22 protein-coding genes are annotated in these 16306 nt (G+C 27.4%); 19 read left to right on the plus strand and 3 right to left on the minus strand.

All coding sequences use genetic code 4. The features are described 5' to 3' along the window. Positions 1-160: 160 nt before the first annotated feature. The 10 genes from ACOBME_RS10135 to ACOBME_RS10180 all read left to right on the plus strand — a co-directional run bounded on the left by ACOBME_RS10135 (position 161) and on the right by ACOBME_RS10180 (position 7931). Positions 161-814, plus strand: coding sequence for an ABC transporter permease subunit (locus tag ACOBME_RS10135; protein ID WP_419335159.1), 654 nt, complete (start codon positions 161-163; stop codon positions 812-814). 84 nt (positions 815-898) lie between these two features. Next, positions 899-1444: an ABC transporter permease subunit gene (locus ACOBME_RS10140; RefSeq protein WP_419335161.1), complete on the plus strand. Its 546-nt coding sequence runs from the start codon at positions 899-901 to the stop codon at positions 1442-1444. After that, a complete protein-coding gene (locus tag ACOBME_RS10145; RefSeq protein ID WP_419335163.1) occupies positions 1432-1680 on the plus strand; it encodes a hypothetical protein in 249 nt (82 codons plus the stop codon). The genes ACOBME_RS10140 and ACOBME_RS10145 overlap by 13 nt, the downstream gene beginning before the upstream one ends. Before the next feature lie 74 nt (positions 1681-1754). After that, on the plus strand, positions 1755-2717 hold the full coding sequence (locus ACOBME_RS10150) for an IS1/IS1595 family N-terminal zinc-binding domain-containing protein (RefSeq protein WP_338963247.1): 963 nt from the start codon (positions 1755-1757) through the stop codon (positions 2715-2717). Between the two features lie 188 nt (positions 2718-2905). Further along, positions 2906-3868: an IS1/IS1595 family N-terminal zinc-binding domain-containing protein gene (locus ACOBME_RS10155; protein ID WP_338963247.1), complete on the plus strand. Its 963-nt coding sequence runs from the start codon at positions 2906-2908 to the stop codon at positions 3866-3868. Positions 3869-4228: 360 nt separating this feature from the next. Further along, a complete protein-coding gene (gene miaA, locus ACOBME_RS10160) occupies positions 4229-5164 on the plus strand; it encodes a tRNA (adenosine(37)-N6)-dimethylallyltransferase MiaA (protein ID WP_338966093.1) in 936 nt (311 codons plus the stop codon). Positions 5165-5176: 12 nt separating this feature from the next. After that, positions 5177-5752, plus strand: a complete 576-nt coding sequence (locus ACOBME_RS10165; RefSeq protein ID WP_419335165.1) for a chromate transporter — start codon at positions 5177-5179, stop codon at positions 5750-5752. Then, on the plus strand, positions 5753-6715 hold the full coding sequence (locus ACOBME_RS10170; RefSeq protein WP_338963247.1) for an IS1/IS1595 family N-terminal zinc-binding domain-containing protein: 963 nt from the start codon (positions 5753-5755) through the stop codon (positions 6713-6715). 260 nt (positions 6716-6975) lie between these two features. Then, on the plus strand, positions 6976-7284 hold the full coding sequence (locus tag ACOBME_RS10175; protein ID WP_419335167.1) for a hypothetical protein: 309 nt from the start codon (positions 6976-6978) through the stop codon (positions 7282-7284). After that, entirely contained in the window at positions 7284-7931 is a 648-nt protein-coding gene (locus ACOBME_RS10180; protein ID WP_338966089.1) for a chromate transporter, read from the plus strand. Before ACOBME_RS10175 ends, ACOBME_RS10180 begins: the two co-directional genes overlap by 1 nt. 124 nt (positions 7932-8055) lie before the next feature. On the opposite strand, the gene ACOBME_RS10185 is transcribed toward ACOBME_RS10180, so the two are convergent. Next, entirely contained in the window at positions 8056-9018 is a 963-nt protein-coding gene (locus ACOBME_RS10185; RefSeq protein ID WP_338963247.1) for an IS1/IS1595 family N-terminal zinc-binding domain-containing protein, read from the minus strand. A 245-nt stretch (positions 9019-9263) separates the two neighbouring features. On the opposite strand from ACOBME_RS10185, the gene ACOBME_RS10190 reads away from it, so the two are divergent. From ACOBME_RS10190 to hpf, 8 genes are all read left to right on the plus strand, one after another. Next, on the plus strand, positions 9264-9854 hold the full coding sequence (locus tag ACOBME_RS10190) for a DnaJ domain-containing protein (protein WP_419335168.1): 591 nt from the start codon (positions 9264-9266) through the stop codon (positions 9852-9854). 114 nt (positions 9855-9968) lie between these two features. Continuing rightward, positions 9969-11273, plus strand: a complete 1305-nt coding sequence (gene obgE, locus ACOBME_RS10195) for a GTPase ObgE (RefSeq protein WP_338966098.1) — start codon at positions 9969-9971, stop codon at positions 11271-11273. Beyond that, on the plus strand, positions 11273-12025 hold the full coding sequence (nadE, locus tag ACOBME_RS10200) for an NAD(+) synthase (RefSeq protein ID WP_338966101.1): 753 nt from the start codon (positions 11273-11275) through the stop codon (positions 12023-12025). Before obgE ends, nadE begins: the two co-directional genes overlap by 1 nt. Positions 12026-12171: 146 nt before the next feature. Next, positions 12172-12468, plus strand: a complete 297-nt coding sequence (locus ACOBME_RS10205) for a hypothetical protein (protein WP_419335171.1) — start codon at positions 12172-12174, stop codon at positions 12466-12468. Between the two features lie 74 nt (positions 12469-12542). After that, positions 12543-13505: a transposase gene (locus ACOBME_RS10210; RefSeq protein ID WP_419335173.1), complete on the plus strand. Its 963-nt coding sequence runs from the start codon at positions 12543-12545 to the stop codon at positions 13503-13505. 54 nt (positions 13506-13559) lie between these two features. Beyond that, positions 13560-13739, plus strand: coding sequence for a hypothetical protein (locus tag ACOBME_RS10215; RefSeq protein ID WP_419335175.1), 180 nt, complete (start codon positions 13560-13562; stop codon positions 13737-13739). A gap of 27 nt (positions 13740-13766) precedes the next feature. Next, a complete protein-coding gene (locus ACOBME_RS10220) occupies positions 13767-13901 on the plus strand; it encodes a hypothetical protein (protein WP_255516867.1) in 135 nt (44 codons plus the stop codon). A gap of 94 nt (positions 13902-13995) precedes the next feature. Next, on the plus strand, positions 13996-14376 hold the full coding sequence (hpf, locus tag ACOBME_RS10225; protein ID WP_338966112.1) for a ribosome hibernation-promoting factor, HPF/YfiA family: 381 nt from the start codon (positions 13996-13998) through the stop codon (positions 14374-14376). 49 nt (positions 14377-14425) lie between these two features. On the opposite strand, the gene ACOBME_RS10230 is transcribed toward hpf, so the two are convergent. Both ACOBME_RS10230 and ACOBME_RS10235 read right to left on the minus strand, forming a co-directional pair. Further along, on the minus strand, positions 14426-14872 hold the full coding sequence (locus ACOBME_RS10230; protein WP_127092665.1) for a hypothetical protein: 447 nt from the start codon (positions 14870-14872) through the stop codon (positions 14426-14428). Positions 14873-14940: 68 nt separating this feature from the next. Further along, entirely contained in the window at positions 14941-15360 is a 420-nt protein-coding gene (locus ACOBME_RS10235; RefSeq protein ID WP_338966117.1) for a hypothetical protein, read from the minus strand. Positions 15361-15434: 74 nt separating this feature from the next. Between ACOBME_RS10235 and ACOBME_RS10240 the strand changes: the two genes are divergently transcribed. Beyond that, positions 15435-15986: a DJ-1 family glyoxalase III gene (locus ACOBME_RS10240; RefSeq protein WP_338966119.1), complete on the plus strand. Its 552-nt coding sequence runs from the start codon at positions 15435-15437 to the stop codon at positions 15984-15986. Positions 15987-16306 lie beyond the last annotated feature (320 nt).

Raw genomic sequence — 16306 nt, forward strand, 5'->3', positions numbered from 1 at the left:
TATTTTAAGATGGAAATAAATTTGATAAAGATTTCATTTTCTTGCATTTTTACTAGTTTTAAATAAAAATTATCTTGTAAACAGTTTTAAAGTTTACATTTTGACCGTTGAATATTAGGTAATATTAATTAAATTACCAGAATCATTTGGAGGATAATGATTGGAATTATTAGATGGAATTCCCCCAGTTTTATTTGCGGTGTTTGGTCGGGAAACAATTTGAATGTTGTTTGTACGGATGGGAGCTACTGGTCCAACCAATTTATTAACAGCAGGTGTTATTTTAGCTTTCTTAGCTTTACCAACAATTTTTGCGTTATCAGCAAATGCCTTTTTAAGTGTTCCTAAATCATATCGTTTTGCTGCTTTGGCAATGGGTGCATCACGAACATATACCGCTTTTAAAGTAGTTAAAAAAGCGGCAAAGACAAAAATAATTGGGGCTGTAATTTTTGGAATGTGTCGTGTAATTGGTGAAGTGACAGCAATGATTTTATTAACGGGAATGGCGGCGCAAATTCCTAATTTAAAAGAAGGTTTTTGAGGTTTTTTATTTAGTCCAATTGCAACTTTAGCCACACAAATTGGGATCGAATTGCCCGAACATGTTGCTAGTTTACATCGTTCGGCTTTATTTGCGTTAGGATTAATTTTATTATTGATGGTTTCAATTTTGAATATTATTATTTTAGCGACGTATAAAATTCAACGCCAAAAAGAACGGGGAAAGCATTTAATCCGTGGGTGAAAACAAAAACAACCCCAACCTTTAACTAAGATGTTAAGAGACGAAAAACATTCATCAACCTTATAGCAAGAAAGTTTTTTAGCTTTAATTAATAAAAAAATATCAACTAATTATTATAATAAAACAATTAATTATTGTCGGATTTTTTGAATGATAATAGCTTGTTTAGTAACAATTAGTTTTGCTTCTTGAATTATTTTAAATATTATTAGCAATGGCTTTGCTGCAATAGGTTATTTATCGCAGTTTAATGCAAGTGCTTTTATTGGCTATTATGAATTGCCACCACTAATAATTTCAACGCTTATGTTAATTTTTACAGGAACATTTTTATCAATTCCAATTGGAATTATTACGGCAATTTACTTAAGTGAATATGCGCGTAAAAATAGTTGTTTAGTAACTTTAATTCAATTTTCAACTGATGCTCTTGTTGCAACGCCATCAATTGTTTTTGCTATTTTTGGTTATGTTGTTCTTGTTGTGGGGTTACAATTAGGCCATAATTTCTGATCAGCCGGATTAATGTTTTTTATAATGACGTTGCCGATTATTATTCGTGTGGTTGAAGATGCCCTTCGGAATGTGCCGCAAGAATATCGCGATGCTGCTTTAGCATTGGGAACAAGTAAGATTGGAATGGTTTGTAAAGTTGCTTTACCAAATGCCAAAGGGGGGGCATTGTGACAGGAGTAATTTTTGCAATTAGTAAGATTATTACAGAAACGGCACCAGTGCTTATTATCTTAACTTCTTCACCCCTTATTCCAACTAGTTTTAATGATATTGGAACAACGTTAACGGTAAAAGTTTTTCAATTAGTTAATGAACCAGGGCTATTACTAGTTGTTTCTAATCAACTCCAAGTTTCATTAACTGAATTAACAAACCATATGATTCATCATTTGTCCTTTATTATTATTTTACTTTAATTTTGTCGAAAACTCTTGATATTTATAAAATATACCTAAAATTAGGTATATTTTTAATATATAGAGGTAAATAAATGATGAAAAAAATAATTACAGAATTAATAAATAGCTTAACAGATGATCAATTTTTAGAATTTTATGAAAAAATAAAACAACAAGCAGACTTAATTAAAAAACAAAAACGTTTAAATGAAATTGATCAAAAATTTAGAGATAAAGGCATTATATGTCCTAATTGCAAATCTTTTCATTGTGTTAAAAATGGTCATAATTCCGAAGGAAAACAAAAATATTTATGTAAAAAATGTCGTGCTAGTTTTGATGCATTTCGTCATCATTTTACTTATTGAAGTCATTTAAATTATGAACAGTGAAATTTATTAATTCAAATTTCATTGTTAGGACAATCTAGTAAAATAATTTCTCGTTTTATTAAAACAACCCCAAAAACCGCTTGATATAATCGACAAAAATTAATGCAATCAAAACAATTAGAAAATACACAGTTAAAATTTAAAAAATTAAATGGTCAAATCCAAATGGATGAAACATTTATTAAAGAAATTCATAAAGGCAATTTTAAAGATAAATTTGATAAACGAAAAACTCATCTCGATCCATTTTCAACTGATACCAAATGCTGTATTCAAATGGCAGTTGATAGCAATAATAATATTTTTGTTCAATCCACCAATACCAAAAGATTACAAAAACAATGGATTATTGAAAATATGAATAAGCAACTAATTAAAGAAAAATCAATAATTATTTCTGATATGCAACCACTATATTTATTAGTAGCAAAACAAACAAATTCTACTCTATATTCCACCAAAACTAGTACAAACCCTGATACTAGTTATCAAAAGTTAAATAAGATTAGTAAATTACAATCCAGTCTTAAAGAAGCCTTAATTCATTATCATGGTTTGGGTTTCACTAATATTCAAAATTATTTAAAGCTCTGAAAATGAAAATACCAACACAAAGGTTTAACACCAAACCAACAATCAACGGTATTATATTTTAACGTTTAAAAAATTTAAAGCAAAATCATAATCTTACACAAAATTAGTTTTCAAATTGTCATATTGATGATTTTTTTTATTTCATCAAGAGTTTTCGACAAAATTAAAGGGACGTTTCTTTAATTTTGTCGAAAACTCTTGATATTTATAAAATATACCTAAAATTAGGTATATTTTTAATATATAGAGGTAAATAAATGATGAAAAAAATAATTACAGAATTAATAAATAGCTTAACAGATGATCAATTTTTAGAATTTTATGAAAAAATAAAACAACAAGCAGACTTAATTAAAAAACAAAAACGTTTAAATGAAATTGATCAAAAATTTAGAGATAAAGGCATTATATGTCCTAATTGCAAATCTTTTCATTGTGTTAAAAATGGTCATAATTCCGAAGGAAAACAAAAATATTTATGTAAAAAATGTCGTGCTAGTTTTGATGCATTTCGTCATCATTTTACTTATTGAAGTCATTTAAATTATGAACAGTGAAATTTATTAATTCAAATTTCATTGTTAGGACAATCTAGTAAAATAATTTCTCGTTTTATTAAAACAACCCCAAAAACCGCTTGATATAATCGACAAAAATTAATGCAATCAAAACAATTAGAAAATACACAGTTAAAATTTAAAAAATTAAATGGTCAAATCCAAATGGATGAAACATTTATTAAAGAAATTCATAAAGGCAATTTTAAAGATAAATTTGATAAACGAAAAACTCATCTCGATCCATTTTCAACTGATACCAAATGCTGTATTCAAATGGCAGTTGATAGCAATAATAATATTTTTGTTCAATCCACCAATACCAAAAGATTACAAAAACAATGGATTATTGAAAATATGAATAAGCAACTAATTAAAGAAAAATCAATAATTATTTCTGATATGCAACCACTATATTTATTAGTAGCAAAACAAACAAATTCTACTCTATATTCCACCAAAACTAGTACAAACCCTGATACTAGTTATCAAAAGTTAAATAAGATTAGTAAATTACAATCCAGTCTTAAAGAAGCCTTAATTCATTATCATGGTTTGGGTTTCACTAATATTCAAAATTATTTAAAGCTCTGAAAATGAAAATACCAACACAAAGGTTTAACACCAAACCAACAATCAACGGTATTATATTTTAACGTTTAAAAAATTTAAAGCAAAATCATAATCTTACACAAAATTAGTTTTCAAATTGTCATATTGATGATTTTTTTTATTTCATCAAGAGTTTTCGACAAAATTAAAGGGACGTTTTGGTTAAAAGAAATAAAATATATGATAAAATATAATTGTCCGCAAGGACAGTTTTCTACGTTTATTATAACGTTAAGGTGTGTTTGGGGTTATTAACCGCTATATAAATCAATAACTCTACACCCAAGCACTTAAAGCGGTTCAGAGTTATTTAAAAGCAAAAAGAAACTAACACTTGTTGTTAGTTTTTTCATTTGAAAAAGTAGATTATTCATTAAAAATTAGTTATATTTATAATGAGATTAGGGAGGTTTGACTGGTGAAAAAAAAGTTATTTTAATTGTTGGACCAACAGCAAGTGGTAAAACAGATTTATCAATTCAAGTTGCCCAACAATTTAAGGGAGAATGTGTTAATGCTGATGCAACGCAAATTTTCAATGGGTTGAATCTTGCAACAAATAAAATAACACCCGCTGAACAAGCAGGAATTCCCCATCATTTATTATCAACAATTGATTTAAATGATAATTATTCCATTAGTACTTACCAAGAACAAGGACGAGTTGTGTTAAAACAACTCTGAGCAAAAGACAAATTGCCAATTGTTGTTGGTGGTAGTGGCTTATATATTAATGCTTTATTAAAAAAATATAAATTTTCTAATCAAGGTCGTGATTTAACAAAAGCAAAAGAATATGAACAAGATTCAAATCAAGTCTTATGAGAAAAATTAGCAGCAATTGATCCACAAGAAAGTGCTAAAATTCATCCTAATAATCGGAAACGAGTTTGACGCGCATTAGAGTATTACTTTCAAAAAGGAACTTTAAAATCAAGCAATGATCAAGCACATAATGATTGGTATACTGAGCCATACATTATTGGGTTATTGCCCGATAAAGCAGAACTATATCAGCATCTTGCTGATCGTGTTTTAACCTTGACAGAACGAGGTTTATTTGCTGAGGTTAAAGCAGCATATGAATATTGTAATTATGATGTAACAAAACAAAGTATGAAAATTATTGGTTGTCCAGAAATTATCCAGTATTTAAAAGGAGAAATTTCTTATAAAGCAGCATTAGCAGCAATGGTACAAGCTAATAAAATTTATGCAAAGAAACAAATAACATGATTTAAACATCAATTAACAAATGTTCATTGATACCCATTCCATTATGAACAATTTAAGGATGTTTGTCACCAAATTATTCTTGATTTACAAAATAGTCATTATTTAAAATAGGAGGCCCCCCATATGAAAATTCCGTCAGATTTGCAATCATTTGCAGAAATGGTTCAAACAAAACGTCATCACATAAAAACTAATGAACAAATGCGAAAAGATTATTATGTTATCAAAAAAACAAAATTAATAGCAGCAAAAGAACAAGGGTGACGAAAAAAAAGAAAAAACCTTAAGAAAGAGTATCAACAAGAACTTCATCGCTATTATTTAAATGCAAATCATTTTTTTACTGAACAGATTCTAGAAGTAAAAACAATAATTAATTTAAATCTTATGACAATAACAAACTTAAAAAAGAGTAATACCAATGCTAATAAAAGTGAAGTTAAAACACAAATTAAAACATTACAAAAGAATAATAAAGTTAACTATCAAAAGTTAAATATTTTACAACCACATTTATTTTGAACAATTGTTTTAATGTTTATTAAGATTGCTTTTATTGGTTTTGGTGGCGGGAATGCGATGCTACCAATTATTTTTTCTGAAATTGTTGAAAAGAAAGCTTTAATTTTGTCGAAAACTCTTGATATTTATAAAATATACCTAAAATTAGGTATATTTTTAATATATAGAGGTAAATAAATGATGAAAAAAATAATTACAGAATTAATAAATAGCTTAACAGATGATCAATTTTTAGAATTTTATGAAAAAATAAAACAACAAGCAGACTTAATTAAAAAACAAAAACGTTTAAATGAAATTGATCAAAAATTTAGAGATAAAGGCATTATATGTCCTAATTGCAAATCTTTTCATTGTGTTAAAAATGGTCATAATTCCGAAGGAAAACAAAAATATTTATGTAAAAAATGTCGTGCTAGTTTTGATGCATTTCGTCATCATTTTACTTATTGAAGTCATTTAAATTATGAACAGTGAAATTTATTAATTCAAATTTCATTGTTAGGACAATCTAGTAAAATAATTTCTCGTTTTATTAAAACAACCCCAAAAACCGCTTGATATAATCGACAAAAATTAATGCAATCAAAACAATTAGAAAATACACAGTTAAAATTTAAAAAATTAAATGGTCAAATCCAAATGGATGAAACATTTATTAAAGAAATTCATAAAGGCAATTTTAAAGATAAATTTGATAAACGAAAAACTCATCTCGATCCATTTTCAACTGATACCAAATGCTGTATTCAAATGGCAGTTGATAGCAATAATAATATTTTTGTTCAATCCACCAATACCAAAAGATTACAAAAACAATGGATTATTGAAAATATGAATAAGCAACTAATTAAAGAAAAATCAATAATTATTTCTGATATGCAACCACTATATTTATTAGTAGCAAAACAAACAAATTCTACTCTATATTCCACCAAAACTAGTACAAACCCTGATACTAGTTATCAAAAGTTAAATAAGATTAGTAAATTACAATCCAGTCTTAAAGAAGCCTTAATTCATTATCATGGTTTGGGTTTCACTAATATTCAAAATTATTTAAAGCTCTGAAAATGAAAATACCAACACAAAGGTTTAACACCAAACCAACAATCAACGGTATTATATTTTAACGTTTAAAAAATTTAAAGCAAAATCATAATCTTACACAAAATTAGTTTTCAAATTGTCATATTGATGATTTTTTTTATTTCATCAAGAGTTTTCGACAAAATTAAAGAAAGAAAGGATGAATTAGTGCAGAATATTTTGATAAAATTGTTATTTTATCAAATGCTTTGCCAGGACCAGCAACAATTCAAGTTCCTGCTGTGATTGGTTATCAACTTTACGGGTGACAGGGGGCATTAGCAGCTTCTTTGTGAGCTAATTTTCCTCTAATGTTATTAGTTGGAGCTTTGACTGTTATTTTGCAAAATGCTATTCCTGAGTTATATTTGGCATACATATCATTAGCCATTATGCCCGTTATTTTAGCTTTAATTTTTGTTTTAATTATTAAAATGTTTCGTTCTTCGATGAAAGAAATTACATTATTTGTTTCTTTACCAATTATGATTTTTTGAATTATTTTTTTAGTGGCGGTTCCAGCTCCTTATAATATTCCATCAATTGTTGTTATTGTAATGTTGATAATTAGTTTAATTGTTTATAGTTATAAAAATAGACCACAAAGAGGACAAAAATAATGGTATTAAATATTATTCTTTATATTATTATTTGTTTTTTAGTCGGAATTACTACTTTTGGTGGTGGACAAGTTTTTTATGTTATTTTTAATTCGTTATTTACGCTAATTTTAACGCCAACAGTTGCAAATGAATTAGTTACTGTGCAAGACTGAAATTGAGGATTAATTTTTTCATCAGTAACTACAGGACCAGTATCTACTCATTTAACGGCTTATTTATCAATTTTAGTTTCAAAACAAAACGTTGGGCTATCACTATTAGTACTGATTATATCTTATGTTGTGATTACCTTGCCAGCAACAATTATTATGGTTAGCGTTGATAAACATGTTTCAATGGAAAGCAAACAATTTGGGTACATTGCAAAATTATTAAAACCAGCTATTATTGCAATTCTATTTTATTTAATTATTGATTTGATTTTTTCAGTTGCTAATTTTAATTTATATGGGGGAACTGCAAAAACAGGCCCCTATAGTTTTATTACAGGTAATTGGGTTGAAATTGTTAAAGTAAGTGTTTATTTTATTGTTGATTTTAGTTTAGCTGTTTTCATTTTTCTAAAGTATAAAAAAGTTAATCCGTTATGAGTAATTTTAGGATCGGGGGTTATTGGGTTCTGTATCTTTTATTTTATCCATTAATTTCAGGTATTTCTAGTAAATAACCTTTAATTTTGTCGAAAACTCTTGATGAAATAAAAAAAATCATCAATATGACAATTTGAAAACTAATTTTGTGTAAGATTATGATTTTGCTTTAAATTTTTTAAACGTTAAAATATAATACCGTTGATTGTTGGTTTGGTGTTAAACCTTTGTGTTGGTATTTTCATTTTCAGAGCTTTAAATAATTTTGAATATTAGTGAAACCCAAACCATGATAATGAATTAAGGCTTCTTTAAGACTGGATTGTAATTTACTAATCTTATTTAACTTTTGATAACTAGTATCAGGGTTTGTACTAGTTTTGGTGGAATATAGAGTAGAATTTGTTTGTTTTGCTACTAATAAATATAGTGGTTGCATATCAGAAATAATTATTGATTTTTCTTTAATTAGTTGCTTATTCATATTTTCAATAATCCATTGTTTTTGTAATCTTTTGGTATTGGTGGATTGAACAAAAATATTATTATTGCTATCAACTGCCATTTGAATACAGCATTTGGTATCAGTTGAAAATGGATCGAGATGAGTTTTTCGTTTATCAAATTTATCTTTAAAATTGCCTTTATGAATTTCTTTAATAAATGTTTCATCCATTTGGATTTGACCATTTAATTTTTTAAATTTTAACTGTGTATTTTCTAATTGTTTTGATTGCATTAATTTTTGTCGATTATATCAAGCGGTTTTTGGGGTTGTTTTAATAAAACGAGAAATTATTTTACTAGATTGTCCTAACAATGAAATTTGAATTAATAAATTTCACTGTTCATAATTTAAATGACTTCAATAAGTAAAATGATGACGAAATGCATCAAAACTAGCACGACATTTTTTACATAAATATTTTTGTTTTCCTTCGGAATTATGACCATTTTTAACACAATGAAAAGATTTGCAATTAGGACATATAATGCCTTTATCTCTAAATTTTTGATCAATTTCATTTAAACGTTTTTGTTTTTTAATTAAGTCTGCTTGTTGTTTTATTTTTTCATAAAATTCTAAAAATTGATCATCTGTTAAGCTATTTATTAATTCTGTAATTATTTTTTTCATCATTTATTTACCTCTATATATTAAAAATATACCTAATTTTAGGTATATTTTATAAATATCAAGAGTTTTCGACAAAATTAAAGTAAATAACTATTAAATTATTAGAATTTTTTGATATAATATAAAATGTCAAAACTTAAAAACTATTTTATATTTAACTAGATATGACTACAGTAATATTTTTTACTTACAAAAATTATATTTAATAATAATTTTATTAATAGACTATTTTTAATAAGGGGAAAATAATGAATAAGAATTACTATAAGATATTAGAAATATCATCAACTGCTTCTGCTGAAGAAATAAAAGAAAATTTTCGTCGTTTAGCAAAAAAATATCATCCAGATATTTCGAAAGAGAAAAATGCTGAAAACAAGTTTCGCGAAATTACTGAAGCATATGAAATTTTATCAAATCATAAAACAAAACAAGAGTATGATGAAAGTTTATTTGTTCCTAGTTTTGATGATGTAAAACATCATTATTTTTTTGATTTTGATGATAAAGCTTGATTAAAAAAACGCTTTAAAAAACCAAAAAAAGGACCATTACTAGTTGGAAAAGTTGTTTTAAAAGCAGCTAATGTTATTAGTTCGGGGAAAGCTAATGTTACTTTATTAGTCGAAGAAAATTGCAAAATTTGTGATGGAACAGGGTATTACCTTGAAAATGATTTTGATTATTTCTGTTCGACTTGTGGTGGTTTTGGTCGGTATGAAGAACAAAAAATAATTGTTGTTTACTTACCAAGTTTATCAAAGCCAAAGCAAAAAGTAACAATTCACCGTGTTGGCCATACTGGCTATGCTGGTGGTGAACGGGGGGCGTTCGGTTAAAGTTAGTTCTTTACTATCCTTTGTTCATAAAAAGCAAAAATAACAAAAAAACGAACAAATTGTTCGTTTTCTTTTAGTATAATGATAATAATGGATTTAAGAAAAGGAAGAACGATGAAATTTATTGATGTTGCAACAATTAAATTATTTGCAGGGAAAGGCGGCGATGGAGCGGTTTCTTTTCATCGTGAATTGTATGTTCCCAAAGGAGGACCATCGGGTGGTGATGGTGGTAATGGCGGTAGCATTATCTTTGTTGGGGATGAAGGAATCAACACCTTATTAGATTTAAAGTATCAACGTGAAATTAAAGCTCTTGATGGCGAAAATGGTACAATTAAAAATATGCACGGAAAAAATGCTACTAACAAATATATTAAAGTACCATTGGGAACATTAATCTATAATAATGGAACCAATGAAGTTATTGGCGATATTGTTGCTCATCAGCAAGAGCTTGTTCTTGCGAAAGGGGGACAAGGTGGTCGTGGTAATGCTCGTTTTGCGAATGCAAAAAATAAAGCACCAACCATTTTTGAAGCAGGTGATTTAGGGGAAACATTAGAAATTCGTTGTGAATTAAAAGTTTTAGCTGATGTTGGACTTGTTGGATTACCAAATGCTGGTAAGTCGACATTATTAGCTAAAATTTCAAAAGCAAAACCCCAAATTGCTGATTATCCCTTTACAACTTTAACACCGCAACTAGGAGTTGTTCGTGATCAAAATAATGATAGTTTTGTTGTTGCCGACTTACCAGGATTAATTGCGGGCGCTGCGGAGGGAAAAGGGTTAGGACATGACTTTTTACGCCATATTGAGCGTTGTAAATTAATTGTGCATGTCTTAGATATGTCCGGAAATTATGGAACAGAAGATGTTTATCAAAATTATTTAAACATTAAAAGTGAATTAAAAGATTATAATTATAAATTAGAACTCCGCAAAGAAATTATTGTGGCAAATAAAATGGACCTTAAAATTTCTCCAGCAAATTTAGTAAAGTTTAAAGCGCAGATGCCAAGTGCTGAGATTATTGAGATTAGTGGTTTAAAAAATCAAAATTTAACATTGTTAGTAAATCAAATTGGTGCTACTTTAGCAACAATTAATGAAAATAAAGCTTTATGACAATTAGATGAACTACCCACAGAACAAGAAGATTATAAGGTATATACTTATAGGACACCAATTGAAACAGAAGTAGTTGTCGATAATCTTGGCAATGGTGTTTGAAAAGTGAGTGGTCCTGCTGTTCAAAAAGCATATCAAAAAACACCAATCACAACATATGATAATTTATTATTATTTAATAAAAAATTACAAGACTTAAAAGTTTTTGAAATGTTACGAGCAAAAGGAGCACAACAAGGGGATGTTGTTCTAATTTTTGATTACGAATTAGAATGGGATGGATAATGATGAAAGATTTAAAACAATATTTAACATATTTAACTGATTGAATCAAATCAGAAGTAACAAAAGCACATTGTGATGGGGTTGTTATTGGTCTATCTGGTGGAATTGATTCTGCTGTGGTTGGGTTATTAGGACAAAAAGCTTTTCCTGAACAACATTTAACGGTTATTATGCCTTGTCATTCTGATCAATTTGACCAAGAATGTGCAAATTTACTAATTAATAAACACCAGTTAAACCATCAAATTGTTGATTTATCATCAACATATGATCAATTAGTGACAACTTTAGCATTACCACCACACCAATTAGCATTAAGTAACATTAAACCACGATTACGAATGACAACCTTATATGCTTTAGCACAAAGTCATAACTACTTGGTGTTAGGAACGGATAATGCTGATGAATGACATGTTGGTTATTTTACCAAATATGGTGATGGGGGAGTTGATTTAGTGCCACTTATTCACTTGTTGAAAGGTGAAGTCCAACAAGCAGCACATTTATTGGAGGTTCCAACTGAAATTATTATGCGTCCCCCAACAGCGGGATTATGAACAGCACAAACAGATGAACAAGAAATAAGTGTTAGTTATCACCAGTTAGATGCTTATTTACAAGGAAAACCAGTTCCAGCCGCGGCAGCAAACCGAATTCAACATTTGCATCAAGGTTCAGAACATAAACGGCAATTACCAAAAGCACCACCAGTTGTTTTTAGTTCTTTAATTAACGAATCAAAAAAGTAAAAATTATGAAAGCATAAACATAATGAAATATTTTTATTCCATTACTAACATTAAAAATGGTAAACTTTTGCCTCTTGTTTTACGAACCGTTTTAGAGTATAATATATAATAGTGAAAGTTTGTATAATTTTAAGGAGTAATATAAAATGGACGATAAATTAATTGTAGATAATACCGATTTTTTATTAAAATTTACACTTGAAAATTTAGATATTTTAAAGAAGTTAAAAACTAAACTTGATCAAGAAGTAATTAATTTATATGATCTTGCAAATCAAAAGAAACAGTCAATTCAACATTTATGATGAAAAACAAAGAATAATCATAATAAGATTAAAAATCGTAGTGAGCTTGAAAATTTAATTCAACATTCATTATTAGAAAAATATGTTACAGGAATTTTAACGCGTTTTGAATTTCGAATTGACACAATTGTTCTTTAATTTTGTCGAAAACTCTTGATATTTATAAAATATACCTAAAATTAGGTATATTTTTAATATATAGAGGTAAATAAATGATGAAAAAAATAATTACAGAATTAATAAATAGCTTAACAGATGATCAATTTTTAGAATTTTATGAAAAAATAAAACAACAAGCAGACTTAATTAAAAAACAAAAACGTTTAAATGAAATTGATCAAAAATTTAGAGATAAAGGCATTATATGTCCTAATTGCAAATCTTTTCATTGTGTTAAAAATGGTCATAATTCCGAAGGAAAACAAAAATATTTATGTAAAAAATGTCGTGCTAGTTTTGATTCATTTCGTCATCATTTTACTTATTGAAGTCATTTAAATTATGAACAGTGAAATTTATTAATTCAAATTTCATTGTTAGGACAATCTAGTAAAATAATTTCTCGTTTTATTAAAACAACCCCAAAAACCGCTTGATATAATCGACAAAAATTAATGCAATCAAAACAATTAGAAAATACACAGTTAAAATTTAAAAAATTAAATGGTCAAATCCAAATGGATGAAACATTTATTAAAGAAATTCATAAAGGCAATTTTAAAGATAAATTTGATAAACGAAAAACTCATCTCGATCCATTTTCAACTGATACCAAATGCTGTATTCAAATGGCGGTTGATAGCAATAATAATATTTTTGTTCAATCCACCAATACCAAAAGATTACAAAAACAATGGATTATTGAAAATATGAATAAGCAACTAATTAAAGAAAAATCAATAATTATTTCTGATATGCAACCACTATATTTATTAGTAGCAAAACAAACAAATTCTACTCTATATTCCACCAAAACTAGTACAAACCCTGATACTAGTTATCAAAAGTTAAATAAGATTAGTAAATTACAATCCAGTCTTAAAGAAGCCTTAATTCATTATCATGGTTTGGGTTTCACTAATATTCAAAATTATTTAAAGCTCTGAAAATGAAAATACCAACACAAAGGTTTAACACCAAACCAACAATCAACGGTATTATATTTTAACGTTTAAAAAATTTAAAGCAAAATCATAATCTTACACAAAATTAGTTTTCAAATTGTCATATTGATTATTTTTTTTATTTCATCAAGAGTTTTCGACAAAATTAAAGCAATTGTTCGACAATATAATCCAAAAGAAAAATATGTCAGTGTTGTTAATCCAGCAGAAGTAAATGCTAAAAATTTGTATTTAAAAATTAAAGAGCCACAACGTTATTCAACAAAAGAAATGTTAGAGTTATAAGAGTTATTAAAAGAAGTTAATGCTCCTTTGGTTAAATTAGTTAAACAATATAATGAAAATCTTGCGCAAATTAATGCAAGTAAGGTTTTAGTTGAAAAAATAAGATTAGAGGAAGTCACAAATGAATATATTGATTTTTTCTTATTAGATAATGAAGGTTAAAATTTTTTATTAATTTTTATTTGTTTTTCTTTTTTTAACCTGTGAATTATTCGTGGTTTTGTTATAATAAAAATATAGAAACGAGGCGAATATAATGGAATACAAAGTTCGTAGCAAAAACATTATTATTACTGATGCAATGCATCAGCATTTAATGGATACTTTTAATAAATTATTAAAATATCAGCAAGTTAATGAAAATGATCTTGTTCATGTTGATATTGAGTTTACCAAAGAGAACAATGTTGTCATTAATACTTCAATTGATATTAGAGGGAAAAACAATTTCTTAAAAGTAGAAGTTCATAATAGTGATTTTTATAAAGCAGTTGACCAAGCTTTACATAAAATTGAAGAACAGTTACGAAAAATTAAAGGCAAAAGAGAAGACCGCCATAATAAAAATCAAGCCCTCGGAAAAGTCTATGCAACATCACTTGAAGCTGAAGCGGACCAAGAAGAGGAATTTAGTTAAGCTAAAATAAAAAAAGGTTAACCAATGTTGGTTAACCTTTTTTTATTTATTACTGTTTAGTAGTAGTAGTTGTATTATTTGTGGCGTTTGCTTTATTAACCCGAATTGCACCAATTCCTTCTAATAATCAAATTAAAGCCCCAATTACAGCAACTAATTCACCAACAACAATTACTCAAGTTGAAATTTCTTTTGTTGAAGTGATAATTGCACCGATCATACCAATAATTGCAATTGTGATAAAAACAATTCCAGCAATTAATTTACCAATTTTGTGACGAACAAAGGTTGCGACACAAATAAACAAGAAAGCGGTAATTAAAATAATTGCGCCATTATCTCCAGTGTTATTGTGAACAAAGAGTCTTGTGTCAACTTTAACATTTGGAAATGAGTTTAAAATTGCTAAAATAAACAATCATAATCCAGAAATTCAAATCATTACTTTTTGGAAAGTAACATTAACCTTAATTGTTGCATATTTTAATTTTGCCATAATTTTTTCCCTCCTTAACCATATCAATAGATATATTATAACTTAGTTTTAATAATATTATTAATAAATTAAATAATTCGTAAAATATCGTTTGCTTTAATATTCAAGAATTTAATCATTCCCGGTGCTAAACAATAGACAAAATAACATTCTGAAAAATAATGACTCATTTTTTGTGAACCAAAATTTTGAATTGTTGAAATAACTTCAAAGTTTTTATTACAAAAAATAACATCAAGTTGATAAAAAATCCCAAAACTATTAAATCTGCGCACGTTTCGTAGTAAATAACCATCTTTCATTGTAATATCTTTTGGTTGAATTAAACTAGTAAATTTATCGCGTCAAGATTTAATAATATGAACATCAACATCTCGGGAAATACTATTGACTGTCAATGTTTTACGATCTTTTAATAAATAATATTTTTTATTTCGTTTATGTTTCGTACGATGAAATTTATAAATTAAATTTGAAAAAATTCCCATAATTACACCTTTTTCTTTTTTCTTAACAATTATATAAAATTATATTATAATTACCAAGAGAAAGGGGTGTTATTATGAAATTTGCATTGTTTTTAGCAACTGGTTTTGAAGAAGGTGAAGCAATTATTACCGCTGATGTATTACGTCGTGGTGGGATTAACTTGGAATTAGTTAGTATCATGAAAAAACGAGAAGTTGTTTCAGCGCATAATGTTACAATTGTAGCAGATAAATTAATTGAGGATGTTAAATATGAAGATTATGATGGGTTTGTCTTGCCTGGCGGTCGGGTTGGTGTTGATAATCTTACAAAAAGTGAAATGTTAAAAGACTGATTATTAAAAGCAAATAGTGATCAAAAAACAATTGCCGCGGTGTGTGCTGCTCCCCAAATTTTAGGGCATTTAGGAATCTTGGACAACAGAGAAGCAACAAGTTATCCAGGATGTACGAAAGGAATGGAAAAAGCAATTTACAATGATGAAATGGCAGCAATTACTGATGGTCACGTTATTACAGGGGCTTCGGTTGGATCAACAATGAATTTTGCGTTGGCAATTGCTGATCGGGTATTAGGACCAGAAAAAGTGATGGAATTACATCACGAATTAGTCATTAGGGATTAAAATTATCTTGCAAATAATTTGCAAGATAATTTTAATTTAGCAAATAATTTGTTAAATAAAAAGAGTAAAATAAAAATACCTCAAAGGAACATAAGTAATTTAAAATTAATTGTTAACAACTCTTGGATCCGTTTGTAGTAACTTAGCTATTAACTCCCTTTGTCCAAAAAAGAGGTTTTTAACTTAATTGAGGTAGACAGGGTGTTTGTTATTTTTTAATAACAAAAAATATTTTTAACTGATAATGACAAAAAATGTTATTATAAATTTTGAAAAATAAAACTAAAAGATATTAATGGGATTAATTAGATAAAAACTTT

Origin of the sequence: Spiroplasma endosymbiont of Sarcophaga variegata, assembly GCF_965178695.1 — a bacterium.
Lineage (GTDB): Bacteria > Bacillota_I > Bacilli_A > Mycoplasmatales > Mycoplasmataceae > Spiroplasma > Spiroplasma poulsonii.